This window comes from Chryseobacterium sp. DZ-32 (genome assembly GCF_059587025.1).
This window is the reverse complement of the sequence record NZ_JCAIOM010000010.1, coordinates 135,438-160,641: the sequence shown is the minus strand read 5'-3', so window position 1 is coordinate 160,641 and position 25,204 is coordinate 135,438. Positions and strand designations below refer to the sequence as shown.

General features: G+C 36.2%; 27 protein-coding genes and 1 pseudogene. 20 read left to right on the top strand and 8 right to left on the bottom strand.

Features of this window, described 5'->3' with window-relative positions:
- The first annotated feature begins 142 nt into the window (after window positions 1–142).
- From AC59HC_RS13210 to AC59HC_RS13185, 6 genes are all read left to right on the top strand, one after another.
- Entirely contained in the window at window positions 143–2,056 is a 1,914-nt protein-coding gene (locus AC59HC_RS13210) for an endonuclease (RefSeq protein WP_496558771.1), read from the top strand.
- Window positions 2,057–2,517: 461 nt separating this feature from the next.
- A complete protein-coding gene (locus AC59HC_RS13205) occupies window positions 2,518–3,123 on the top strand; it encodes a SatD family protein (protein ID WP_110008839.1) in 606 nt (201 codons plus the stop codon).
- Window positions 3,124–3,125: 2 nt separating this feature from the next.
- The gene (locus AC59HC_RS13200) at window positions 3,126–3,821 is read left to right on the top strand and encodes a DUF3307 domain-containing protein (RefSeq protein WP_202840186.1); all 696 of its coding nucleotides are present in this window, start codon (window positions 3,126–3,128) and stop codon (window positions 3,819–3,821) included.
- 36 nt (window positions 3,822–3,857) lie between these two features.
- Window positions 3,858–4,580 carry a phosphoribosylaminoimidazolesuccinocarboxamide synthase gene (gene purC, locus AC59HC_RS13195; protein WP_110008841.1) on the top strand — a complete coding sequence of 241 codons (723 nt, stop codon included), beginning with the start codon at window positions 3,858–3,860 and terminating at the stop codon, window positions 4,578–4,580.
- Window positions 4,581–4,679: 99 nt separating this feature from the next.
- Window positions 4,680–6,179, top strand: a complete 1,500-nt coding sequence (purF, locus tag AC59HC_RS13190) for an amidophosphoribosyltransferase (RefSeq protein ID WP_110008842.1) — start codon at window positions 4,680–4,682, stop codon at window positions 6,177–6,179.
- 136 nt (window positions 6,180–6,315) lie between these two features.
- Window positions 6,316–7,263 carry a glycerophosphodiester phosphodiesterase family protein gene (locus AC59HC_RS13185; protein WP_343638556.1) on the top strand — a complete coding sequence of 316 codons (948 nt, stop codon included), beginning with the start codon at window positions 6,316–6,318 and terminating at the stop codon, window positions 7,261–7,263.
- 89 nt (window positions 7,264–7,352) lie between these two features.
- On the opposite strand, the gene AC59HC_RS13180 is transcribed toward AC59HC_RS13185, so the two are convergent.
- From AC59HC_RS13180 to aroB, 6 genes and pseudogenes are all read right to left on the bottom strand, one after another.
- A complete protein-coding gene (locus AC59HC_RS13180) occupies window positions 7,353–8,072 on the bottom strand; it encodes a porin family protein (RefSeq protein WP_137904080.1) in 720 nt (239 codons plus the stop codon).
- A 364-nt stretch (window positions 8,073–8,436) separates the two neighbouring features.
- A complete protein-coding gene (locus AC59HC_RS13175) occupies window positions 8,437–9,132 on the bottom strand; it encodes a porin family protein (protein ID WP_202840190.1) in 696 nt (231 codons plus the stop codon).
- Between the two features lie 446 nt (window positions 9,133–9,578).
- The gene (locus AC59HC_RS13170; RefSeq protein ID WP_110008846.1) at window positions 9,579–10,172 is read right to left on the bottom strand and encodes a porin family protein; all 594 of its coding nucleotides are present in this window, start codon (window positions 10,170–10,172) and stop codon (window positions 9,579–9,581) included.
- Between the two features lie 194 nt (window positions 10,173–10,366).
- Window positions 10,367–10,738, bottom strand: a pseudogene (locus tag AC59HC_RS13165) (porin family protein); the annotation flags it as partial.
- 230 nt (window positions 10,739–10,968) lie between these two features.
- Window positions 10,969–11,616, bottom strand: coding sequence for a porin family protein (locus tag AC59HC_RS13160; RefSeq protein ID WP_202840194.1), 648 nt, complete (start codon window positions 11,614–11,616; stop codon window positions 10,969–10,971).
- 275 nt (window positions 11,617–11,891) lie between these two features.
- Window positions 11,892–12,938 (bottom strand): 3-dehydroquinate synthase, encoded by a 1,047-nt coding sequence (aroB, locus tag AC59HC_RS13155; RefSeq protein WP_202840196.1) that lies wholly within the window; start codon window positions 12,936–12,938, stop codon window positions 11,892–11,894.
- Between the two features lie 102 nt (window positions 12,939–13,040).
- Here aroB and AC59HC_RS13150 point away from each other — a divergent pair, with 102 nt between their 5' ends.
- A complete protein-coding gene (locus AC59HC_RS13150) occupies window positions 13,041–14,222 on the top strand; it encodes a pseudouridine synthase (protein ID WP_228449368.1) in 1,182 nt (393 codons plus the stop codon).
- Between the two features lie 84 nt (window positions 14,223–14,306).
- Here AC59HC_RS13150 and pncA read toward each other — a convergent pair whose 3' ends face one another.
- Complete coding sequence (gene pncA, locus AC59HC_RS13145; RefSeq protein WP_202840198.1) at window positions 14,307–14,912, bottom strand: bifunctional nicotinamidase/pyrazinamidase; 606 nt, start codon at window positions 14,910–14,912, stop codon at window positions 14,307–14,309.
- Between the two features lie 214 nt (window positions 14,913–15,126).
- On the opposite strand from pncA, the gene AC59HC_RS13140 reads away from it, so the two are divergent.
- The 5 genes from AC59HC_RS13140 to AC59HC_RS13120 all read left to right on the top strand — a co-directional run bounded on the left by AC59HC_RS13140 (window position 15,127) and on the right by AC59HC_RS13120 (window position 18,445).
- Window positions 15,127–16,269, top strand: a complete 1,143-nt coding sequence (locus AC59HC_RS13140) for a DEAD/DEAH box helicase (RefSeq protein ID WP_343638544.1) — start codon at window positions 15,127–15,129, stop codon at window positions 16,267–16,269.
- Window positions 16,270–16,483: 214 nt separating this feature from the next.
- Window positions 16,484–17,020: a YfiT family bacillithiol transferase gene (locus AC59HC_RS13135; RefSeq protein WP_202840202.1), complete on the top strand. Its 537-nt coding sequence runs from the start codon at window positions 16,484–16,486 to the stop codon at window positions 17,018–17,020.
- Window positions 17,014–17,475, top strand: a complete 462-nt coding sequence (locus tag AC59HC_RS13130) for a DUF1569 domain-containing protein (protein ID WP_262896820.1) — start codon at window positions 17,014–17,016, stop codon at window positions 17,473–17,475. Before AC59HC_RS13135 ends, AC59HC_RS13130 begins: the two co-directional genes overlap by 7 nt.
- Complete coding sequence (gene ytxJ / locus AC59HC_RS13125; protein WP_110008852.1) at window positions 17,472–17,852, top strand: bacillithiol system redox-active protein YtxJ; 381 nt, start codon at window positions 17,472–17,474, stop codon at window positions 17,850–17,852. The genes AC59HC_RS13130 and ytxJ overlap by 4 nt, the downstream gene beginning before the upstream one ends.
- Window positions 17,849–18,445, top strand: a complete 597-nt coding sequence (locus tag AC59HC_RS13120; RefSeq protein WP_110008853.1) for a Crp/Fnr family transcriptional regulator — start codon at window positions 17,849–17,851, stop codon at window positions 18,443–18,445. Before ytxJ ends, AC59HC_RS13120 begins: the two co-directional genes overlap by 4 nt.
- A gap of 136 nt (window positions 18,446–18,581) precedes the next feature.
- Here AC59HC_RS13120 and AC59HC_RS13115 read toward each other — a convergent pair whose 3' ends face one another.
- Window positions 18,582–20,003, bottom strand: a complete 1,422-nt coding sequence (locus tag AC59HC_RS13115; RefSeq protein WP_202840204.1) for an aminotransferase-like domain-containing protein — start codon at window positions 20,001–20,003, stop codon at window positions 18,582–18,584.
- Between the two features lie 97 nt (window positions 20,004–20,100).
- On the opposite strand from AC59HC_RS13115, the gene AC59HC_RS13110 reads away from it, so the two are divergent.
- The 8 genes from AC59HC_RS13110 to AC59HC_RS13075 all read left to right on the top strand — a co-directional run bounded on the left by AC59HC_RS13110 (window position 20,101) and on the right by AC59HC_RS13075 (window position 25,159).
- Window positions 20,101–20,985, top strand: a complete 885-nt coding sequence (locus AC59HC_RS13110) for a DMT family transporter (RefSeq protein WP_202840205.1) — start codon at window positions 20,101–20,103, stop codon at window positions 20,983–20,985.
- Window positions 20,986–21,071: 86 nt separating this feature from the next.
- Complete coding sequence (locus AC59HC_RS13105) at window positions 21,072–21,305, top strand: hypothetical protein (RefSeq protein WP_202840206.1); 234 nt, start codon at window positions 21,072–21,074, stop codon at window positions 21,303–21,305.
- A gap of 318 nt (window positions 21,306–21,623) precedes the next feature.
- On the top strand, window positions 21,624–22,220 hold the full coding sequence (locus tag AC59HC_RS13100) for a Crp/Fnr family transcriptional regulator (protein WP_202840207.1): 597 nt from the start codon (window positions 21,624–21,626) through the stop codon (window positions 22,218–22,220).
- A 56-nt stretch (window positions 22,221–22,276) separates the two neighbouring features.
- Window positions 22,277–22,675, top strand: coding sequence for a hypothetical protein (locus AC59HC_RS13095; protein WP_411413206.1), 399 nt, complete (start codon window positions 22,277–22,279; stop codon window positions 22,673–22,675).
- A 267-nt stretch (window positions 22,676–22,942) separates the two neighbouring features.
- Window positions 22,943–23,740 carry a KGG domain-containing protein gene (locus AC59HC_RS13090; RefSeq protein ID WP_496558770.1) on the top strand — a complete coding sequence of 266 codons (798 nt, stop codon included), beginning with the start codon at window positions 22,943–22,945 and terminating at the stop codon, window positions 23,738–23,740.
- Window positions 23,741–23,812: 72 nt separating this feature from the next.
- On the top strand, window positions 23,813–24,400 hold the full coding sequence (locus AC59HC_RS13085) for a ferritin-like domain-containing protein (RefSeq protein WP_429814697.1): 588 nt from the start codon (window positions 23,813–23,815) through the stop codon (window positions 24,398–24,400).
- A 48-nt stretch (window positions 24,401–24,448) separates the two neighbouring features.
- Window positions 24,449–24,766 (top strand): hypothetical protein, encoded by a 318-nt coding sequence (locus tag AC59HC_RS13080; protein ID WP_202840211.1) that lies wholly within the window; start codon window positions 24,449–24,451, stop codon window positions 24,764–24,766.
- A gap of 15 nt (window positions 24,767–24,781) precedes the next feature.
- The gene (locus AC59HC_RS13075) at window positions 24,782–25,159 is read left to right on the top strand and encodes a hypothetical protein (protein WP_110008860.1); all 378 of its coding nucleotides are present in this window, start codon (window positions 24,782–24,784) and stop codon (window positions 25,157–25,159) included.
- Window positions 25,160–25,204: the final 45 nt, after the last annotated feature.

Here is a 25,204-nt window from a genome sequence, read left to right as displayed (position 1 = left end):
AAAATTATTTTCCCAGCATTATTAACGACCAATACATCTAATTTTCAATTTTTTATATTTTGAGAATTAATACTTTCTTAATAAAATATTCTGGCATATTCGTTTTTTATTTCACTATTTTTAGTTTCCCAATTTTTAAGGCATGAAAAAAATTCTACTTCCAATCCTTTTGATTTCTTCTTATAGTGCTGCGCAGGCACCTGCGGGGTATTATGATGGAACAGCCGGACTGACGGGATATGCCCTGAAATCAAAGATCCACGATATTATTTCAGAAAAAATGATCAACTGGCATTATGACGATCTTAAAGTGTTATATGCCCAGACTGATCTGGATAAATATTATGATCATGATGCTTCCAATACTCAGTATCTGCTGGATATCTATTCTGAAATTCCGTCTGGGCCGGATTCTTATGAATATACTACAGATCAGTTGGTAGCAGGTGTTGGTGCGGAAGGTTTGGGGTACAACCGGGAACATATGATGCCGCAGAGTACATTCAGTACAAGCTCATCTATCAGTGATTATCCTATGTATTCGGATCTGAATTTTATAATTCCTGTTGATGGATGGATCAACCAGCGAAGAAGCAATTATCCATATGGAACAGGAAATAATACCAATCATTATATTTTTTCCAACACTTCGAGAATATCTAATGCAGCGATTCCCAATTACCCTTATACTGGAAGAGTGTATGAACCTATTAATGAATTCAAAGGTGATATTGCAAGGTCATTGTTATACTTTGCAGTACGCTATGAAGGAAAGTTAGGTTCATTCAATACCGCTTATACCACATCTGCCAATCTTACTCCTGCTACAGACCAATGTCCGTTGGACGGAACGGAAGAAAGAGCAGTTGATCTTGCCTATATTGCCATGCTGAAACAGTGGAATACGGCAGATCCGGTTTCGCAAAGAGAAATTGACCGGAACAATGCTGTTTATACTATACAAAAAAACAGAAACCCATTTATTGATCATCCTGAGTGGATTGATATGATCTGGTCCGAAACACCTGATACTATTGCTCCTGCGGCTCCCGGATCACTGGTTTCAACCCAGCAGAATGCTTATTTTGTGAATCTGAGCTGGACGGCTTCTCCTGATGCGGATATTTTAGGATACAGGATTTATATGAATGGATCTGTAACGCCTGTTGCCACTACAAAAGGGACTTCCATCAGCATCGATCACCTGAGCCCGTCAACCACCTATACTTTTACGGTGAAAGCCTTTGATAAAGCATACCTGGAATCTCCATTCAGTAATATGGTAACAGCCTCAACAATTGCTTCGGATTCCTATGCCCCGGATCTTATCATTACCAAATATATATCCGGAACAAATACGGAATCTGTGAAAAATAATGCGCTGGAAATTGTCAATAAAACAGGACATGAGGTTAATTTAAATAATTACAGAATTAATATTCAGTTTAAAAATAATATATCAGGAGATTTCTATAATGGCGACACATACGAATTGGAAGGCAAGGTAGGAAACAACGAAACTTTTGTTATCCTGAATCCGAAAGGCACTTTATCATGCTATACTCTTGGCGAGGCAAGATTTGTAACTGCTTCTGATCCTATGATGTTTGCGGGAGAAAATTATGTGGAACTTGCGTATAATAAAACGGTTACAGTGGATGCTATCGGGGTAAAATACACGACCAATAATAACGGGAACGTATCTTTATACAGAAAAAACACCATCAATCAACCCAATAATACTTTTACTAGCAGTGAATGGGATTCTTATCCGTCCAATTACTGTCAGAATCTGGGAGGCACATTGTCTACAGCGGAATTGATGACTGTTAATAATGAGTTTACAATATATCCGAATCCTGTTTATGATTATCTGTATGTGAACGGAGAAGTTACCCATATAAAGACAGCCCAAATCATAGATCTTTCGGGAAAAGTGATTTATACTGAAAAAGATCCTTTCAGGTATAAAAAAGATATTTCTGTACAAGGGATTCCAACGGGAACTTATTTCCTGAAGCTTGATGAAAAGGTACATCAGTTTATTAAAAGGTAAATAAAATCAAATTTGAATACTATAATTTTTGTGACAAGCCAAACCTAACAGGTTTTAAAAACCTGTTAGGTTTATTTTTATATGGTGTAGAAATAATTCAGGAGATTGCTTCGCTTTACCCGCAATGACTGTCCTAGCCCTGATAGCAGCGGTTACCCCGCAGTAGAAGTGGGAGAGTTGTAGGGTTAAGGAGTTGGAATAGATAGGCGCGAGGAGTATGAGCGGATAGCAGGAACAGCTTCTTACTATAAAAAAAGTATAAAAAAGTAGAGTTAAAGTCGACACCATAATAAAAGATTGAACATTTTTTTGCTGTTTTGCTATTCAGTAGTTTTATATAAAGCCTTAAAAACCTTATGTTTACTATATCATTGATATAAGCTGATTCACTAATAATCAATATCTATAAGTGTTTCTGCTTATATTTTTTATATATAAGTAATTATGCTTATATTTGCAGTATGATAGCGGTCATTACCGGTGATATTATAAATTCACAGCATGCGGACACTGAAGTTTGGATTACCAGGCTTAAACATCTTCTCGAAAAATGGGGAAGCGCTCCTCACACATGGGAAATCTACAGAGGAGATGAGTTCCAGTTCAAATGCAGAATTGATGACGTTTTCTGGCGTTTTCTAGCCATAAAATCTCTTATTAAAAGTGTTGAAAATTTAGATGTAAGGATGGCCATAGGTATTGGTGAGGAAAGTTTTTCTTCTGAGAAAATCACTGAATCCAATGGTACAGCCTATGTCAATTCCGGGAGACTGCTTAATGACCTTAAAAGTGACGGGCATACTGTTGCCATCAAAACATCAAGTGATCCGGTGGACAGAGATCTTAATATCCTGTTGAAATGGTCGTCCAAGGATTTTGATAACTGGACAATGGCTACGGCAGAGATCATTCATGAGATGATTATGAATCAGGATATCACTCAGGAAGATCTTGCTAAGAGATTTGCTATTTCACAGTCTTCGGTAAGCCAGAGACTGAAACGAGCCAACTATGAGCTCATCGTGGAAACCAATCAGTATTTCAGAAAGAAAATCTCAGAATTATAGGCATGATCTTCATCAAACTCATATTGGCACATTTACTCGGAGATTTTATACTTCAGCCAAATTCATGGGTTGCAGATAAGGAGAACCATAAACTGAAAAGTAAGTTTTTATACCTTCATATTCTGATTCACACTATTTTAAGCCTTGTTTTCCTTTGGGATCTTCAGCTTTGGTGGGTCGCTGTATTGGTGGGAATTACTCACTTTATGATTGATGCTTCCAAACTTATATTTCAAAATGTAAAGACTAAGAAAAGATGGTTTTTCATTGATCAGCTGCTGCATGTTTCAGTGATTGCCGGAGTTTCTTTTTATTTCCAGGAATTCAGTTTTGGCTTCGTACAAAATCAGGAATTTTTGAAGGTAATTATGGCGGCGCTGTTTCTGACAACACCTGCTTCTATTTTTATCAAAACCTTATTGTCATCCTGGACACCTGCTCCGGATGGCCCCAACACTATTCAAACCGAATCTTTATCAAGTGCCGGAAAATATATCGGAATTTTAGAACGTCTGCTGGTTTTCACTTTTATTATGGTGAATCATTGGGAAGGCGTAGGTTTCATGGTAGCTGCCAAATCTGTTTTCAGGTTCAGCGACCTTGCACAGGCAAAACAGAGAAAACTTACGGAGTATGTATTAATAGGTACACTGCTGAGTTTTGGACTGGCTGTCTTAACAGGAATAATAATAAAATAAATCAATAAATCTAACTACAATTTAGAAAGTAAAATTATGAGTCAAAAGAAAGAAATGTTGTACGAGGGGAAAGCAAAACAAGTATTTGCAACCGATAATCCTGATGAAGTAGTAGTACGTTTCAAAGACGATGCTACAGCATTTAACGCTCAAAAAAGAGGTCAGGTAGACCTTAAAGGGGAAATGAACAACGCAATCACAACCCTTATTTTTGAATACTTGAATGAGAAAGGGATTAAAACTCATTTCATCAAAAAATTAGACGAAAGAGAGCAGCTGGTAAGAAAGGTTTCTATCATTCCTTTGGAAATGGTGGTAAGAAACTACTCTGCAGGAAGCATGGCGCAAAGATTAGGAGTGGAAGAAGGAATTAAATCTCCTGTAACGATCTTCGATATCTGTTATAAAAAAGATGAATTGGGAGATCCGCTTATCAATGATCACCATGCCGTTTTCTTAGGAGCAGCTACTTACGAAGAACTTGACGAAATGTATGAGTTATCTTCAGATATCAATGATATCCTTATCGACCTGTTTGACAAAATCAATATCATCCTGGTAGATTTCAAAATCGAATTAGGTAAAACTTCAGACGGTGAAATCATCTTAGCAGACGAAATCTCTCCTGATACTTGCAGACTTTGGGATAAAGATACCATGAAGAAATTAGACAAAGACAGATTCAGAAGAGACTTAGGAGAAGTTACTGAGGCTTATGTTGAAATCTACAACCGTCTTAAAAATCTTTTACAGAAATAAGATTTAATTTATTTAAAGATTAAACCATTTAAAAATTAAACAGGCTGTAATCTTTTTAATCATTAAATTTTTTAATCTTTTAATTTAGAAAAAATAGAAATGAAAAGTTTAGACATTCATAAAAGTGAATATTTAAAACAGTTTAAAACCCAGACCTACGGAAGAAATCTTTTCAGAACTCAGGAAGAGGAAAGACTGGATGCTCCTAATGAAGAATGTGGGATCTTCGGAATGTATTCGGATAATGATCTGGATACTTTCTCTCTTTCACAGTTTGGCCTTTTTGCATTACAGCACAGAGGTCAGGAGGCTTGTGGTATTTCCGTTTTAAAGGATGGAAGAATCACAAACATGAAAGACGAAGGACTGGTTTTGGATGTTTATAAAGAAATTCAGGAACCTGAAACTTTTATGGGAAATTCTGCAATTGGGCATACCCGTTATACCACTGCAGGAGATAAGAAGAAATATAATTTTCAGCCATTTTTCGCGAAAAACGAATATGACCAGATTATACTTTCTATAGCACACAATGGTAACCTTACCAATGCCAAAGAATTAAAAGCAGAATTAGAAGCTGAAGGCGTAGTTTTCAGAGCGACTTCCGATTCTGAAGTTATCCTGAGACTGATTCAGAAAAACCTTGATTTAGGTCTTCGTGGAGCGATTAAAGCAACCATGGAAAAGATTGAAGGAGCTTATTCTGTAGTAGGGATGACCAGAAACAAATTCTTTGCATTCAGAGACTTCAACGGTATCCGTCCGTTAGTATTGGGGGCTATTGATGAAAAATCTTATGTAGTAGCTTCAGAATCTGTAGCATTGGATGCTGTGGGTGCTCAGTATGTACGTGATATCCTTCCTGGTGAGATCATTTATACCAACGAAAACGAACCTGGAAAACTTCATTCTTATATGATGGATGAAGCGAAAGGTAAGCAGAGAATCTGTTCTTTCGAATATATTTATTTCGCAAGACCTGACTCTACCTTAGAAAATATCAATGTTTACGAGATCAGAGAAAAATCCGGAGAGAAAATCTGGGAACAGGCTCCTGTAGAAGCTGATCTGGTAATTGGAGTTCCGGATTCCGGAGTTCCGGCTGCTATTGGTTTCTCTAAAGCTTCAGGAATACCTTTTCGTCCGGTTTTGATCAAAAACAGATATATCGGAAGAAGTTTCATCGTTCCTACACAGGAAATGAGAGAAAGGGTAGTGAATCTTAAGCTGAACCCGATCATTTCTGAAATGAAAGACAAGAGAGTAGTCATTATTGACGATTCTATTGTTCGTGGAACAACATCTAAAAGACTGGTTAAAATTTTAAAAGATGCAGGAGTAAAGGAAATTCACTTCAGAAGTGTTTCCCCTCCAATTATCGCTCCTTGCTACCTTGGAATTGATACTCCGTCCAAAGATGATCTGATTTCTGCCAATATGACTACGGAAGAACTTAAAAATTACCTGGGAGTAGACTCCTTAGAGTTTTTAAGTATCGATAACCTGAAAGATATTTTAGGATCAGCCAACCACTGCTTCGGATGCTTTACAGAAGAATATCCTGTAGGAAAAGGAGAAGAAGTAGATTTATTCAATTAGTCTCTTTATTGAAATATAAAAAGGACCGGGTGTACAACCTGGTTCTTTTGTTTTAGAAATGTAGCAAAAGCTTAATATTCCTTTATTATACAATATACAGTGGAGTTTTAATTTTGTAAGATTAAAACTTCAGGATATGAAAAATGCACTATTCACGGGTATTTTTATTGTATTTACCCAATTTTATGCTTCACAATCTTTTGACAGGCAGGCACACCGCGGAGGAAAATCCCTTTACCCGGAAAATACAATACCGGCTATGAAAAACGGATTAAAAATGAATGTTTCCACATTGGAAATGGATCTGGCCATAACAAAAGATAAAAAAGTAATTCTTTCCCATGATGCTTTTCTTTCACCTGAATTGGTAACAAAACCAAATGGAACCTATATTCCCAAGGATTCGGGGTTTTATTATAAAATTTATGAAATGTCTTATGCAAAGATCAAAACCTTTGATGTAGGAATGAAAAAACTGGAAAACTATCCTGATCAAAAGAAAATGAAGGTTCAGAAACCTCTCTTTTCAGACGTCATTGATGCATCTGAAGCTTATGCCCGTGAATTGAAAAGGCCGTTACCTTATTATAATATAGAAACCAAAACACGTCCTTTCTCAGACAATATATTCCATCCCGAACCCAAAGAGTTTGTGGATCTGATGATGAAGATCATTATTGAAAAAAAGATCCAGGATAGGGTGATCATTCAGTCTTTTGATCCAAGAACACTGGAAATTCTTCATAAAGAATATCCTGGAATAATGACTGCTTTACTCGTAGAAAAGGTTGATGATAAAAAGCTGGCCCAGCAGCAGGCTTATTTTAAAAATATTCCGGTAGAAAAGTTCAGAATGTATCCTGATCATATGAATGGAGTAGCCGGAGATATGAAGTTCCTGAGTTTTACTCCTACAATTTACAGCCCGGAACATAATCTTGTAACGCCCCAATTAGTAAAGGAATGCCACTCATTAGGCATGAAAGTAATCCCATGGACTGTGAATACCAGAGAAAGATTAAAGGAATTAAAAGAAATGGGAATAGATGGGGTGATCAGTGATGATCCGAGAATATTTGAATAAAACTTTTGATATAAATAGCCGGAAGAAAATCTTCCGGCTATTTTATGCGTGCAAGGTTAATGCACTTCGGTTAAAAAATTGGTTTCTAATTAGAATTTGTAGTTAAGACCTAACTGAAATACTCTGTTGTTGTTTTCAGCAGCAGGTCTGCTTTTATCAATTTTTGTCAAGCTATTTACATATCTTGCGCTGATACCGATGTTAGATGTGATATCATATCCTAAACCAAGACCCAATCCGAAATTGAATTTATTGATCTGATCTTTGTCGATATCTTCAGTATTAGAACTTGTAGTGGTTGTAGTAACACCTCCTGTAGTACTTGCTACACTTCTTTCTCCTTTAGTCTTTCCGTTGATGAAATAACTGAATTCAGGTCCGGCTTCAACGTAAAATTTCTCTGTAGGTCTCATCTGAAGCATCAATGGAACTGAAATATAGTTCATCTTTACTCTACCTTCTTCTTTAGTTTTTACATTCGTAATTCCATTATCAGTTTCTGTAGATGAAATTACATCTTTTGCTCCCATTTGGTTGTATAATACCTCTGGCTGTAAGCTGAAATGTTTTGAAAGTGGAATATTAACGAATGCACCTGCGTGGAAACCTAGTTGTTGTGTGTTGATTCCAAACTTTTGCTCACTGAAATAAGCTGAGTTTCCTCCGGCCTTGATTCCGAATCTAATGGGTTGTACATCTTTTTTTAGTGGTGATGCATTGACTGTTTTAGTTTCCGTCTTTGTTTCTGTCTCCTGAGCGAAAGCTAGTGTACCAGCAGTTAATGCTAATCCTAAAAATAACTTCTTCATAATTTTATTTTTTAATTTTACTATTTGTGTGTCGGATATCTCTCAATCAGACTCCATGTATTTTGCAAATTGCTTGCCAAAGTCGAAAAACGCCTGTTTAAAGGGCTTTTGAGATGGTTTTTGAAAAGTTTATTTTAAACCATTTATCCCTTTTTGATGAATAAATATTTTATATAATGAATGTTTTGTGAAAATAGTTGAAGGCTCATTACACTTTATTATTGATAATTGAAATAATAAAAAAAAATGAACTGGAATTGGCTTTTCCATGAATTAAAAGGACTTCCGGGTACTTTTTAAGAATAAAAATAAAAATACCGGACTTTTTAAAGCCCGGCACCAGTTTTGAAAATAATAAATATCTCTATTTAAATCGGTATACTACTCCTACCTGAAGTGCATTATTTCTTACTTTATCACCGTCGTTGTATTTGTAAACTTCAGTAAGCCCAGCCGTAAATCTTGCGGTTACGCCAAAGTTTTCAGTGAAATAATATCCGGCACCAATACCTAATCCTACATTGAAACGATTAAAAAGGCTTTTTGAAATGCTCTGTGAAATATATTCCGTACGCTGTACTGTAACTGAATTTCCGGTAGTCTCGATAGTGGTTAAATCTCCTTTTGTCTTTCCTCCCAGCAGATATCCGAATTCAGGACCTGCTTCTACATAAAGTTGCGGAAGAATATTGTATTGAACCATTACAGGAAGAGAAAGGTAATTTAATGTTGTCCTATAATCATAGTGTTGTGTCTTTCTGTAGTTTCCCGAGCTGGTTCTGTAGTTATAGTCTGATTTTGATCCCAGCTGACTGAAAAGAAGCTCTGGCTGGATGCTGAATTTCTCAGAAACAGGAATATTCGCAAACACTCCTGCATGAAAACCTGCTTTGATTTTCTCATTGTTATCATATTCATAGCCATCTCCTCTGGTAAGTGTAGAACCGTTAAAACCTGCTTTAACACCAAAAGTGACAGGAGAAGATTTTGACTGATGTTTTTCCTGCGCATTCGCGAAAAGGCAACCTGCAATTACAATTACTGCAAAGAGTTTTTTCATGATTTAAAGTTTAATTTTCTTTTTTGGATCAAAATATCTGCCACAAAAGGATAAAGTGATAAAAGTCATAATAAGCGAAAAAGTCAGGCGTAAACTAATAAACCTGACTTTTTCTATTGAAATCAAAATGTATCTTATTTGAACAGACAAAATATTTTCCATATTCTGTTGTGTACTCATATTGCCAGCTTGGCTGACACAGTTCCGTTAAAGTTTAATGGTAATAGTTAGATTGTAATTCTGATATTCAATTGAATATCAAATGAATCAAAGCATACTCATTGTGAAACATAAACCGTAAGTTGGAAAAATTCCGGATAGAGTACAATCAATTATTCTACAGGCAAATTTCTTGCCAAAATATCGGGACAAATAAAAAAACCGGATTATATTAAATCCGGCTCTGTATTGATGAGAAGTCTGCTTTAAAAAGCTAAACTGATTTCTTAAAATTTATATGCTAAACCTACCTGGAATACTCCGTTTTTAGCTTTGTCTTCAGATAGATCCGGTCTGTCTTTGGCAACATCCGTTAAACCAGCCACATATCTTGCGGTAATACCGATATTGTCTGTGAAATAATATCCTGCTCCAAGACCAATTCCGAAGTCGAAACCTTTGAACAGATCTTTAGCATCTGCAGAATTGGAATCAGCTTTCAGTTTTGAGTTAATCAAAAAGCTGAACTGAGGTCCTGCTTCCAGATATAGGTTAGGCAAGGCATTATACTGAAGCATTAACGGTACAGAAATATAATCCAGATTTACTTTTATATCATTAGTACCTTTAATTTTTGCACCCATTCCGTTGTATAACACTTCTGGTTGGAAAGAGAAGTCCTGAGCTACAGGAATATTAGCAAATAACCCTCCGTAGAATCCCGCTTTTGAATTGAAGTCATTCTCGGTAAGAGTTGAAATATTAAGACCTGCTTTCACACCAAATCTAACTGGAGAAGAAGAAGCAGTAGAAGTTGAAGTCTTCTGAGAGAAAGCAAAAGTACCTGCAACAAGCGCAAGGCCTAAAAAAATCTTTTTCATAAGTTTATTTTTTAATAGTTATTAAGTTTTATTTAACATTTCTTTAAGAAACAAAGTACGTGCCAAAAATCAATATATGTTCTTAATTTTCTACTTAGTATACATTTTTTAAGAATATTTTTTTATCTGCAGTAAAAAAGCCAGATTAAAATTAATCCGCCCACCTTGTCATTATAAAAACTTAGTAAACTTTAGAATTTGTGGCCTGCTTCTACATATAGATTAGGAAGTGCCTTATATTGGAACATGACAGGAACAGAAAGATATTCTAAATTAAGCTGGGTATTATTATCTCCTTTTCCTTTTGCTCCCGTAGCGCTATATAAAACTTCCGGCTGCACTGAAAAATCCTTAGCTACAGGAATATTGGCAAATACACCACCATAGAATCCTGCTTTTGACTTCATATCCATATTGGAAAGGGTAGAAATGTTCAGACCTGCTTTCAAACCGAATTTGATTTTAGAAGATGTGGATGGAGTAGTAGCTTCAGTAGATGCAGAAGTGCTCTGAGCAAAAGTGAAAGTACCTGCGATAATGGCCAGGCCTAGAAAAATCTTTTTCATAGATTAGTTTAATTTTTATGTTATTTAACGTTCGGAAAGCAACAAACAACATGCCGTCAACCCTTATGAATAAAGACTTTATGTATTTTTAACGAATGAGAAAATCAACTATATGGGAGGTATTGATGGTGAATTATTAACTCCATATTATTTTAACATAAAAAAAGACCAGATTAAAAAATTAATCTGATCTTTTCTATTGAATATAAAATTTGTTAGTGAATGTAAGCTTATTTGAATCTATAAGCTAAACCTACCTGGAATACATTGTTTTTTACAGCATCACCAGAATTATTCTTGTAAATGTCAGTAAGACCTGCAGTATATCTTGCTGTAATTCCTAAATTAGGAATGAAGTAATATCCTGCACCAATACCTATACCAAAGTTAAAAGTCTGGAAATCATCTTTGTCAAGAGTGGCAACTTGTGTATTGTTACTGTTGTTTGTTGAACTTTTTAACTTATCTTTAGCGCTTACAAGAAATCCAAATTCAGGACCTGCTTCAAGGAAGAACTCAGGTGTTGCATTATACTGGAACATTACCGGTACAGCAACGTATCCTAAATTTCTTGAATATTCGCTCTTATAATTATTACCAAGTACTGAATATTCTCTTGTTACTTTTGAACCTAAGTCATTATAAAGAACTTCCGGCTGCACACTAAAAGAACTTGCTAATGGGATGTTGGCGAAAACTCCTGCATTAAAACCAATTTTTGATTTAGAATCACTTAAATCTGCACCGTTAGAAAGTGAAGAAACGTTCATTCCTCCTTTTACCCCAAATGTTACCGGATTAGAAGATGTGTTTCCTGTCTGTTGAGCGAATGCGAATGTTCCTGCAGTTAACGCTAATCCTAAAATTAACTTTTTCATAACTTTAATTTTTTAATTTTACTCTTTCTTAATTTTAAATTTTACTACTGTTCAGCATTTTCAGTTGAACGCTGAGTATCTTTCAAATTGCTTGCCAAAAATATTTTTTATGATTAAAATCAATAAAAAAACCACTTAGCGTTTAAGTGGTTTTAATTTTATGCATTTGATTATTAATGACTTAAATCTTTAAATAAACATTTGTTTAGATGTTGTCTAAATTGACATTTTTGTCAAAAGTGGTATTCTAAAATGAAATTATTTTATGAAAATTACTAGGCATCATTCAGTTTTCTATAAAAAGATAAAGCTTCAATGATATTTTTCTGGCTGCACTGATGATCATAGTTGCAGAAACCTATCCCTGTAAGCAGAGAAAAGTTGATTTTACTGTCTGTATTCTTTTTATCATTCAGTAATAATGCGGTAATATCTTCATCTTTAAAATCGCTGATGTCGAGGTATGGATAGTATCTCTGGATGTTTTCAATGATAATTTTTGAATCTTCTTTAGAGATAAGATTTTCAAGATATGCCAGATGAGCTTCGGCAATCATTCCCATCGCAACTGCTTCCCCGTGAAGAATAGGATTTTCCTGCTGTAAACATAAACTTTCCACAGCATGTCCGATGGTGTGCCCGAAATTAAGCGTTTTTCTGATATTCTGTTCGTGGAAATCCTGATCTACTACATTCTGTTTAATATTCATAGAAGCCTGGATATGAGGAACAACGGTTTCCACTTCCAGTTTACGGATCTGAATCAGCTGGTCCCAATGATTTTTATCAGCAATTAGTCCATGTTTCAGCATTTCTGCAAATCCGCTTCTTAATTCTTTAAAAGGCAGTGTCTCTAAGAATTTTGGATAAATAAAGATTTGTTCAGGAAAAGCAAAAGTTCCCACCATATTTTTATAGTGCATCAGATCAATCCCTGTTTTTCCTCCTATGGAAGCATCACACATCGATAAAAGGGTAGTAGGGATATTAATGAATTGGATTCCTCTTTTATAAGTAGAGGCAACAAATCCTCCCATATCGGTAATTACACCACCACCAAGGTTGATAACCAGTGCTTTTCTGTCTGCCTGCATTTCCGTAAGAATTTCCCACAGCTGATTGGCTGTCTGGATATTTTTCATTTCTTCTCCGGCTTCGATCTCTAAAATTTCAAAGCCAAGATCGGTTTCCATATTGCCCAGAAGAACCGGAAGACAGTATTCATGAGTATTTTCATCTACAAGAATAAAAATTTTACTGAAAGATTTCTGGTGAAGAAACTCGTTGAGCTGTGAAAAATTATCGTTTAATATTGTTATCATCTTTGATTGTATGTAAAGTTAAAAATGTAAACTATAGTGCAAAGTTATGATTCTTAATTTTTAACTCGTAACTAAATTACTATCTTTGCATAAATTTTTAGAATGAGCAGAGATAATAATAATTCAGATAGACCAAAGAGACCAAGAATTTCAACCAAGAAAAGTTCTGATGATTCTCGTGCTTCCAGATCTGGAAATTCTTCAGGATCAAAACCTTTTAAAAAGCCTTTCTCTAAAGACGGAGGAAAAAAAGGGCCGGAACATAAAGGATCCAACTCAAGATTTGAAAAGAAACCTTTTAAAAGAAATACGGACAGTTTCGAAAATTCCAATGACGATTTTGGTTCAAAATCTGAAAGAAAACCTTATATCACCAACAAAAGTGAGAGCTATGAGAAAAAATCTTTCGGAAAACCTAAGAGAGGCGGAAAAAATTTCGATACAAGAGATAAGTATGAAAGAGGCAGTCTGAAATACGGAAGAAGACCTTCCAGCGGTGATGACAGAAATGATGACAAAACGAGATCTTTTGTTCAGAAAAGGAGATTGAATAAAATTGAAAAAGACGTTAACAAAGACAGTATCCGTCTTAATAAGTATATCGCTAATTCCGGAATCTGCAGCAGAAGAGAAGCTGATGAGCTGATTACTCAGGGATTGGTAGAAGTCAACGGAAAGGTGGTAACTGAAATGGGATATCAGGTACAGAAAACAGACAGAGTTGTTTTTGACGGACAAAGCATTACTCCTGAAAAGCCTGTATATGTACTGTTGAATAAGCCGAAAGGGTATATTTCTACTACCAAAGATGATAAAGCCAGAAAAACTGTAATGGATCTTGTTGCGAATGCTTCTCCATACAGACTTTTCCCTGTTGGAAGACTGGATCGTTCCACAACAGGAGTTATCTTACTGACCAATGACGGTCACATGACTAAAAAACTGACGCATCCTTCTTTTGATGCCAAAAAGATTTATCATGTAACATTAGATAAAAAACTTACCGGTGAAGATTTACGTCTTATTGCAGAAGGTATCCGTCTTGATGAAGGAGTAGCTGTTGTTGATCAGATTTCATATATTGAGGGGAAACCTAAAAATGAAGTCGGAATTGAGATCCACATCGGATGGAACCGTGTTATCAGAAGAATTTTCCAAAGATTAGGATACGAAGTGGAAGCTTTAGACAGAGTAATGTTTGCCGGATTAACGAAGAAGAATATCAAAAGAGGACACTGGAGAATCCTTACAGAACTGGAAGTAAACAACCTTAAAATGCTTTAAACAGTACTTTTGAGAGTAAAGAATAAAAAAGCGCAGAAAATAATTCTGCGCTTTTTGTTTTTATATCGTTGTACGTCTTATTTATTATCCCAGAACAGTTACTCCTTTCTCAATCATTTCATAGATGGCATCTCTGGCATTGTCTGGTTTTACATTTACTGCACGTGTTCCATTGAAATGAAGACAGGTTATATATCCATTAGCTACTGCATCCTGTGCAGTGAACTTAACACAATAATCTAATGCCAGTCCTACGATTTCTACCAATTGAATGTCGTGATATTTTAAGAAATCATCCAAACCGGTTTTCATAAAGTGATTGTTATCCTGAAAACCGCTGTAGCTGTCAATTTCAATATTTTTACCTTTTTGTATAATATGGGTTACTTTATCTCTGTTCAGATCTTTATGGAATTCTGCTCCGAAAGTCCCCTGAATGCAATGATCCGGCCACATAAATTGCGGAACTCCATTGAGAATAATGCTTTCCCCCACCTTTCTTCCATTGCTGCTTGCAAAACTTTTATGACCTGCAGGATGCCAGTCTTGTGTAAGAACCACCTGATCATATTCATTTTCCTCCATCAAGAGATTGATGTATGGAATAATTTCGCTGGCTCCAGGGACAGCAAGTGCTCCGCCTTCACAAAAGTCATTCTGTACATCGACTATTATTAACGCTTTTTTCATATATTGATTTCTCGAATTTTTGATAAATTTACAAAACTAATCTTCAAAAATTTGTCCAAACCCTAATTATCGGACAAATCGGCAACATAAATTTTTCAATGCTTATCAACGAAGAACTTAACACTTAAAATAATTGAATTTTGTCTGCAACGTATGCTGTTTTGAGGCATGAACCAAATATCAATAGCGTATCTTTGCGGGAAATAAGTATTTTATGTCATTTGAATCGTTAGGATTATCACACAATATTATTCGTTCTGTCAAAAAGTTAGGGTATTTAAAACCGTTTCCAATCCAGGAGCAGGCTGTTCCTGTCATTTTGCAGGGAAAAGATCTGATGGGAATTGCGCAGACAGGTTCCGGGAAAACGGCGTGTTTTGTGATGCCGATTTTAGAAAAATTACAGAATGCAGAAGTAAAAAAAGATCGTAATGTTCAGGTTCTGATATTGGTTCCTACCCGTGAACTGGCTATTCAGATCGATGAAGTTTTCAGGGCATTCACTGATAACCTAAAGAGAGAAGTCCGTACAATGGCAGTGTACGGAGGTGTTTCTATCAATCCACAGATGAAAGGAATGTTTGGTGTGGAAGTTTTGATTGCCACACCGGGACGTCTGTTAGACCTAATTGATCATAATGCATTGAGTATTTCAGGAATTAAGCATTTGGTGATTGACGAAGCTGATAAAATGTTTCAGCTCGGCTTTGGCGAAGAAATGAATAAACTTTTTGCCATGATGCCTGTGGCGAAACAGACTACTTTATTTTCAGCAACCCTGAATGATAAAGTTTCAGAAATGAAAGAACGTCTTTCCATCAATCCTGCGATTATAGAAATTAAAAAAGAAGAGGTTGAAATTGATAATATCGAACAGCTGGCATACCATGTTGCTCCCGAAAATAAAGGACCTTTTTTACGATATTTAATTAAAGAAAAGAAAGTTGAAAAAGCACTTGTTTTCGTCTCATCTACAAGGTCTGCGGATAATCTGGTAGAGAAACTTAAAAAGAATAAAATAAAAGCTGTGGCCATTCATAGCCAGAAGTCACAGGGAGCGAGAAGAAACAACCTGGAAGAATTTAAAGTAAACGGAGCCCAGATTTTGGTGGCTACAGACTTAATTGGACGAGGAATCCATATTGAATCTCTGCCATGTGTTATCAATTATGAATTGCCGCGTTCACCTCTGGATTATATTCACCGTATTGGAAGAACAGGACGCGCTAACGAAAAGGGAATCGCAATCAGTATTCTGACGGATGATGAATTACAGCATTTCCGGGTGATTCAAAAGAAAATGGGTAGAAAAGTAACCCTGCAAAGAACAGAAGGTATTGATTTACATGGATATTAATCATTTATAATAAATAAAAAGGGTTTCAGTGTATACAATTGAAACCTTTTTTAATAAAAAAATCGGTACCACAAAAATTATTATCGGTACAATTAATGCTTTATTCACTTTAAATTCTTGAATTTTTGATAAATTCGCACAAGCTGAAATTCGTATATTATTCTAATAAATAATAATACAGATCGGCAATCATTAAAAAATTAAAACCTGAGCAATGAGTGATTTAGAGAAAAAAAAGTTCCCGATAGGACCGTTTGAAGTGCCAGAAAACATCTGTGATATCACATTGGATACTTATATCAAAGTCATTAAAGACTTTCCCGGCCGGCTAAAGAATCTCATTGAACACTTTACAGACGACCAACTGGATACACCTTACAGAGAAGGAGGCTGGACGGTAAGACAGCTGATAAATCACCTTTCAGACAGTCATATGAACAGTTTTATCCGCTTTAAACTGGCTCTCACAGAAGATAACCCTACCATAAAACCGTATAACGAGGCAAAATGGGCAGAGCTTCAGGACAGCTTTCATATGCCTGTAAAACCTGCTATGAGAATGTTAAAAGGAACCCACCAGAGATGGGTAGTGCTTCTTAAAAGCCTTACCAATAAACAGTTTGAAAGGACTTTCCATCATCCCGAGCATCAGAAAAATTATAATTTAAGAGAAAGTCTTGCATTGTATGTGTGGCACTGTGATCATCATTTTGCTCATATTGAAAACCTGAAGATTGAGAAAGGTTGGTAAGGAAGAGTCTCAATAATCCAATATACTATCAGGAAATTATAGATAGAATTTCTTTGTTATCTGAAAACTCCACCGGAAGATGGGGAAAAATGAACGTGTGCCAAATGCTAAAACATTGTGATCTGGTTCTTCAGGTAGCTTTGAAAAATCTGGAACTTCCCCGTATCAATCTCTTGTTTGGAACAATAGGGGTTTTTACTAAAATAGAAATGTATGTTTTCAATAATGGAATTCCGAGAAACATGCCTACTTTTCAAAAACTAATCGTTAATTTTGAATGTGATTTTGATGAATCAAAAACCAATCTGCTGAAAACGCTGGAAGAATTCCGGGAAGCCTGTGAAAATGGCAATTTGCCGGATCACCACAGACTATTCGGAAACATGACTGAAAAAGACTGGACATTTTTAGAATACAAGCATCTTGATCATCATCTAAAACAATTTAATGTATGAGTTTTTTTGATAAAATATTCGGTGGGAAAAGTGAAAACCCTGAGCAAAAAACATTCTGGAAAAAGATAGAATCTGAAGAGGATCTTACCAAAGCTATAGAAGATTCTTTTCAAAATAAGATCGCCATATTCAAGCATTCTACAAGCTGTTTTATCAGCAGAACTGTTCTGAAAAATTTTGAAAAAGAAGTAGAGAATTCAGAGCAGCCGGTACATGTATACTATCTGGATTTATTGGCTCACCGACCTGTTTCCAACAAAATAGCCGCAGATTTTGAGATCAGACACGAAAGTCCGCAGCTGATTGTCATAGAGAACGGAAAACCTGTTAACAGTGCTTCACACCAGGATATTTCTTTAAGCCAGATTGTATCATGAAGAATATAAATAATTATTTAGCCAAAGTTTTAAATGTTCCACTTCAGAATGTGAACACCTGCAGCCTGCACTATGAGGTAAAGAAAATTCCAAAAAATCAGTTTCTTCTTCAGTATGGTGAAATTTGCCGTCATATATTCTTCGTAGAAAAAGGGCTTTTAAAAATGTATTCCATTGATAAAAACGGAAAAGAACATATTATACAGTTTGCTCCGGAAAGCTGGCTGATTTCTGACAGAAGCAGTCTTTATTTCAATGAAAAGTCTATTTATTATATAGAAGCCGTGGAGGATTCTGAGGTTTTGTTTCTCCATCCTGACTTCTTCAACAAACTGGTAGAACAATTTCCGAACAGTATTGAAAGAAGTGATTTTCTCCTTCAGAAACACATCAGAAGCCTTCAGAACAGGATCAACTCTTTGCTGGGAGAGACTGCAGAAGAAAGATATATGAAATTCATCAAAATGTATCCGGATTTACTGCTGAGAGTTCCGCAATGGATGATTGCATCTTATCTGGGAATTACTCCTGAGAGTCTGAGCCGAGTAAGAAAAGAACTGGCAAGGAAAAATTTCATCCCGGATAATAAATAAAAAAAGCTGGAAGATGGGAGAGGGAAGCCAGAAGTTCTGATCAATACAAAGAACTGTTAAACACCCTTATTAATAAGAATTGAAAAAATCTATTCTTAAAACTATAATCACTTCCATCTTCCAGCCTCTATCTTCCTTACCTCAAATCAATCTTTTTGGCTAGCTGTCCAACCTGTCTGAGTTTGGCCTGTGTATTTTCCGACCATGGAAGCCCTATGCAGAGTCTCATACAATTTTCAAACTGCTCCTGAAAAGTAAACATTCTTCCGGGCGCGATACTTATGTTCTGTTTGATAGCCAGATCATATAATTCTGTTGTACGAATATTTTTATCAAATTCTATCCATAAAGACAAGCCTCCCTGTGGACGGCTGGTTTTCGTACCTTCCGGAAAAGATTCTGCAATGGTCTGAACATAATTCTGATAATTGATCTGTAATGTTCTGCGCAGCTGCTGAAGATGTTTTTCATATTTTCCGGATTTCAGGAAATTAGCCACCGCTTCATTCACAATGGAAATAGAAGAGGTAGAGTGCAGAAGCTTCAGCTTCATGATTTTGTCTTTATATTTTCCAGGAGCAATCCAACCTACGCGGTAACCAGGAGCCAGAGTTTTTGAAATAGAGCTGCAATACAGTACATTTCCGTCTTTATCAAAAGATTTACAGCATTTCGGACGGCTGGAACCAAAATAAAGGTCTCCATACACATCATCTTCTATCAACGGAATATTATTTTCAGAAAGTATTTTTACAATTTCTTTTTTATTTTCATCAGGCATACAGCTTCCCAACGGTGAATTAAAATTGGGAATCAGGAGACAAAGATCTATTTTGGGAATTAACTTTTTTAAAGCCTCAATTTCTATTCCTGTAGTAGGATGTGTAGGAAGCTCCAGTACCTTTAATCCCAGCCCGTTGGCCAGCTGAAGAATTCCGGGATAGCAGGGACTTTCGATCGCGACGGTATCTCCTGGCTTTCCTAAAGCCATCAAACAGAAAGAAAGGGCATTCATTCCTCCATTGGTGGTGATAAGATCATTTTCGCTCAGATTGCCTCCCCATTGTAAGGAACGTACCGCAATCATTCTTCTTAATTTCAGATTTCCCTGAAGTTCTTCATATTCGGTACCACCATCTTTTAATTCCCTGGTGGCATTCACAATTTCTTTTTTTAGTTTAGCCTGCGGCAAAAGATCTCCCGACGGAATTCCGATAGAGAAGAAGGTAAGATCCTTTTTACCCATATTTTCATATACTTTACTGATCAGCTCATCCGGTTCATCATTATTGGCGATCAATGACGGACGGCTTACTTCCGGCAAAGGGAGTTTTGCTGAAAGCAGCTGACTTACAAAATAGCCGGACTGCGGTTTGGATTCTACCAAAGACTGGGATTCCAGTTCCAGAAAGACACGCTTGGCCGTATTCATGCTTACCTGATGTTCCTGACATAGCATTCTCACTGAAGGAAGCTTGTCTCCGGCCTTAAGAATACCATTTCTGATCTGTCCTGCAATACCGTCTGCAATTTCCGTGTACAAAAATTCTTTACTCATATTGTTAAACTGTGCTCATGCAAATATACAAAACTGATACTGTGTTTATCGGATTATCCTTTCTAATTTTGAACATCAGTTAAAAAGTTTGAATACCATGTTGACAAAACAAATATCAAAAGATGAAAATATAAGTGGCTGGATCAATGGCTTTATAGGTGTCGTATTATTTAGTGGAGGTTTGCCGGCCACAAAGTTAGCCGTAATGGAAATGAGCCCCATTTTTGTAACGATTGTTCGTGCGGCTGTTGCAGGAATTCTTGCGCTTATCGTATTATGGCTGGGTAAAGAAAAACGTCCTGTTAAAAAAGATTTAATTCCATTACTTTTGGTTTCCCTTGGCTGTGTGGTAGGTTTTCCGCTTCTTTCTGCATTGGCACTTCAATATCTTACTTCAGCACATTCTATTGTATTTCTTGGAATGCTGCCTTTGGCAACAGCTGTATTTGGAGTGATGCGTGGTGGCGAAAAACCCCATCCTATATTTTGGTTTTTCTCTATTACAGGAAGTCTTTTGGTGATTGGCTATGCTGTTTCGCAGGGGATATCAGCGTCACCTGTTGGCGATATTCTGATGCTGCTTGCCGTTATTTTATGTGGTATGGGTTATGCTGAAGGCGCGAAGCTATCTAAAACATTAGGCGGCTGGCAGGTAATTTCCTGGGCTTTGGTATTGGCACTGCCTGTTATGATTCCTTTATTTTTTATCTATTTTCCTGATGATATTGAAAATGTTAGTTTTCAGGGATGGTTTGGAATGGCTTATATTTCGATTTTCAGCATGTTTATCGGGTTTATATTTTGGTATAAAGGACTGGCACAAGGCGGAATTGCTACTGTTGGACAGCTGCAGCTGCTTCAGCCTTTTTTTGGCTTGGCACTCGCAGCCTGGCTTCTTCATGAGCAGGTAAGTGTGGGAATGCTGGGGGTGACAGTGGGCGTCATCTTATGTGTTGCAGGAACTAAAAAATTTGCAAAATAATTAAATATAAAGCATTATGACTCAAGTCATAAGAAAACGGCTTCACAATAGTCTATTTTTGATACATCACCACAAAATAGAGCATTATGAAGTTTATTATATCAAGCCTGCTTATAGGATTTATGGTCCTGAGCTGTAAAAAAGAATCCAAAACAGAAACCAATGTTACAACAGATACTGTCATAGCTGATACCATCAGAACGGATTCTGTTTCCACGGTAAATCCAATCCCTTCCGATACAGTACACAGTGATACGGTTTCCTCAGAAAAACTTACAGATACCACGACAACCCCTAAAAATAAAATTCCAAAGAAATAGCAGTTTTTTCTGTTATTACTTTGAAAAACCCGTTTTTATTAAGTAAAAATGGGTTTTATTATTTTGTATTTCTACAAATTGTTGAAATTACAGCTTAAATATGTGGTATCAAAAAATCAATTTAATTGCATTTTTAGTGGTAATACTTAACCAATAAATAAAATATACAATTAGAGTTATTAATATTTTTAACTTTTTTTAACTTTTAAAACAATCATTAAGGTGTACTTTTTGCACTCATTAAGTATCGATTACCAATATATATTTTACTAAGATTAAGAAGAGGAGAAGAAGAAAACAACACCAAAAACAACTATTATGGTTATCGACGAAAACATTTTGATTTCAGCGGGAGCAGAAACGAGACACTATAACCCTTCAGAAGTGATATTCTGCGAGGGGGATATACCCAATTACTACTACCAGATTATTAACGGAGAAGTAAAACTCAATAATTATAATGAGGAAGGAAAAGAATTTATTCAGAATATTTTATCCGACGGAGAAAGCTGTGGAGAATCTATTCTTTTTATAGAAAAACCTTATCCTATGAATGCTGAAGCTATTACAGAATGTACTGTTTTAAGGCTTCATAAATCCATTTTTTTCAATCTGCTGAACCAAAACCCCGAATTATACATGGAGGTCAACAGTTTTCTCTCCGAACGCCTTTACTATAAATTCATCATGATGCAGAATCTTTCATCGCAAAATCCTTCGATACGACTTAGAGGACTGATGGATTATTTGAAGAGTTTCCAGAAAGATGCACGTCCTTATTCATTCCTGATTCCTTTAACTAGACAACAGATGGCTAGTCTTACAGGTTTGTGTGTAGAAACCGCAATAAGGACCATCAAACATATGGAAAGGGATAAAATCGTAAGAATTGAAAATCGTAAAATTTTATATTAGCATTCATTTGACATAGAAAATTTTGTGATTTTTTTCATTTAAATCTTTCTGAAGATATGAAAACGATAAGCTGTATGAATATTGATGAAAGTCTCCTGTACTCCATGAGTGCAGAGGACAGGAACTATAAAAAACGGGAATCAGTTTTCAAAAAAAAGGATTCCCGTATTATAAGACTTTCCAAAAATATTTTCTTTGAAATGACAGACGGGAATCCTTATCTTTCAATGGAAGTGAATGCCTGCTTATCGCAGGAAATCTATTATACTTTAAAAATGGGACAGAGTCTTGCATCAGAAAATGCTGTGCGGAGGCTGAAAGGTTTACCGGATTACCTGAAAAGCTATCACCATGAAGACTGTCTAAAATATTCCACATTGAATTGGCAGGACAACAGATTGTCAATCCTACGGACATGCATATGGAAAATGTATTCCGGGCTCTTGAAAAGATGAAAAAATCTGGCAGAATTATCATAAATGACTGAAAAATTTTGTATTAATCCGCATTAACATGATCCAGGTCATAAAAAAGTGAATTATTCTGACGTACATTTGAAATATAAATTTTCAATCCAATTTTCTAAACCTTAGTAAAAAAGGAACGTAAAAAGCATTTGCTTTTATTATCATTTTAAAATTACCGACATCCAACTGTTGCCGTCTAATACTAGTCACGGGCTGCAATACACATCACTAAATATTAATAAAAAAAATTCAGTTATGAACACTAGAAATTCAAGAAACCGCAGTTCAAGAGGACAGTCACATTCATCAGAAAACCTTGAAGAAGTATATCAGTTAGGATATGATCATGGTTTCAACGATGCAACCAGAGATGAAGATTATGATGATGATTTTTCAGAATATGAAAATTATTTTGATAATGAAAATGAGGATTATGACGATGACTACGATGAAGATGATTATGATGAATACGACGACGATTATGATGATGAAGAAGATGATGATTATGACGACGAAGAAGAAGACGATGATGATGATCAGAGAGGCCGTAGAGGAGGAAGAGGTGGTTCCAGAGGCGGAAACGGTAACCAGCAGAGAGACAGCCAGGGAAGATTTACTTCTGGTAGAGGTGGTTCTCGTGGAGGAAACTCCGGTGGTGGTTCCCGCGGACGTTCAAGTTCTGGTTCCGGCTCCAGATCAGGAGGCAGAGGCAGGTCATCATCAGGAGATGGTACTTCAAGAAGAGGTTTCGCTTCCATGAGTAAAGCTGAGCGTACAAGAATAGCCAGAATGGGAGGTCAGGCTTCTCATGGAGGAGGCAGATCTTCAGGTTCCAATTCAGGAAGAGGAGGTTCATCCAGATCAGGAAACAACAGTAACAGCTCAGGAAGAGGAGGCTCGAACTCCAACTCTAATTCAGGAAGTTCAAGAAGAGGATTTGCTGCAATGAGTAAATCTGAGCGTACAAGAATAGCCAGAATGGGAGGCCAAGCTTCCCACGGAGGCGGAAGATCTTCAGGTCGTTCCGGATTCGGAGGCAGACGTAATTCATAATTCTTTTTCCAGGATTGCCTCTTTAGCCATATATAAAGAGGTAATCCTTTAATAACAAACACCATTTACACCATGCCCAATAAAATATTAGAAACCAATACGGCAGTTTCTGCCACCAAAAAAGGTACGGCAGACAAGACAACTGTCAACCAGGATGAAATGAAAAATTCACCCCTTCACAAGTTCTTTGTGAGTGCCCTGAAGGACATTTATTTTGCTGAAAATGCCATTCTGGATGCATTGGAAAAAATGCAGGAAGCAGCTACTGCTGAAGAATTGAAAGATGCTTTTGAAGACCATCACCTTCAGACTCAAAAACATGTTAAGCGTTTGGAAAAAGTTTTCAAACTCATTGATGAAAAGCCTGAACAGAAAGAATGCAAGGCTATCAAAGGGATTATTGAAGAAGGGGAAGAAGTCATCAAAGCTACAGAAGACGGCACTGCAACAAGAGATGTTGCCCTTATTATTGCAGCACAGAAAGTAGAACATTACGAAATTGCCACTTATGGCGGATTGGCCCAGCTTGCCATAACTATGGGACATGATAAGGCAGCCGATTTGCTTGAAAGAACGCTTCAGGAAGAAGAAGACACCGATTCTTATCTTACAGATATTGCAGAAACATCCATCAACTTTGATGCAGAACAGGAAGACTAAAACTATGTAATAAGCCATGTAGCTTGTTCTATATGGCTTATTTTAATCATGAAATCAAAATATATGGAATGCCAGAAAATAATAAAGACACTGAGACATAAGGATTTTATAAAAATACCGAATACCGGGAAGTGTTTTGAAGACGGGGCAGCAATCTATGCAAAAGAGATCAAAAAAAATATTTTTCTTTTATTTATTATTCTGAAAGATATTGATATTGAAAATATACAGGCATTAATTGCTCACTTCGACTGCTTCGGCAGTATCGGATTAAAAGAACCGGAACAGATCATGTTTTATTTATCCATAAAAGATAAAAATGACCTTCATTATTTTGAAAAATATCTGGAAGCTTCTAATAACTAAAAACCATTCTTAAATATGACTTTTGAAAACGACACTTTACAACATTCCGGCCTGAATGATAAAAATAATGCAATAGAGAATGAGTCTTTATTTCCGTCTATTATGAATTCTTACGGAGTTACAGCTTTTCTGATCAAGTCTTTAGAAAAGATTAAAAATAATGCTACCTGTGAAGTCCTGAAAGGAGTGATAGACAATTATATGGAAGAATACATCCTCAATATCCGTGAGTTTCATTTTAATAACACAACGAAAACCACAGATTTGGATGCTGAAATAAGATATGAGTCTCCTGCCTTCACCTTGTATGCCAAAACAGCGTATTACAAAGTTCTGAAGGAAGAAGAATATATCAACAGACTTCTTGAAATTCTGGGAAATAAGACAGATTAATTGCTGCGGCCCCATTATTTAACTGCTTTTGAAAGAAAATACACC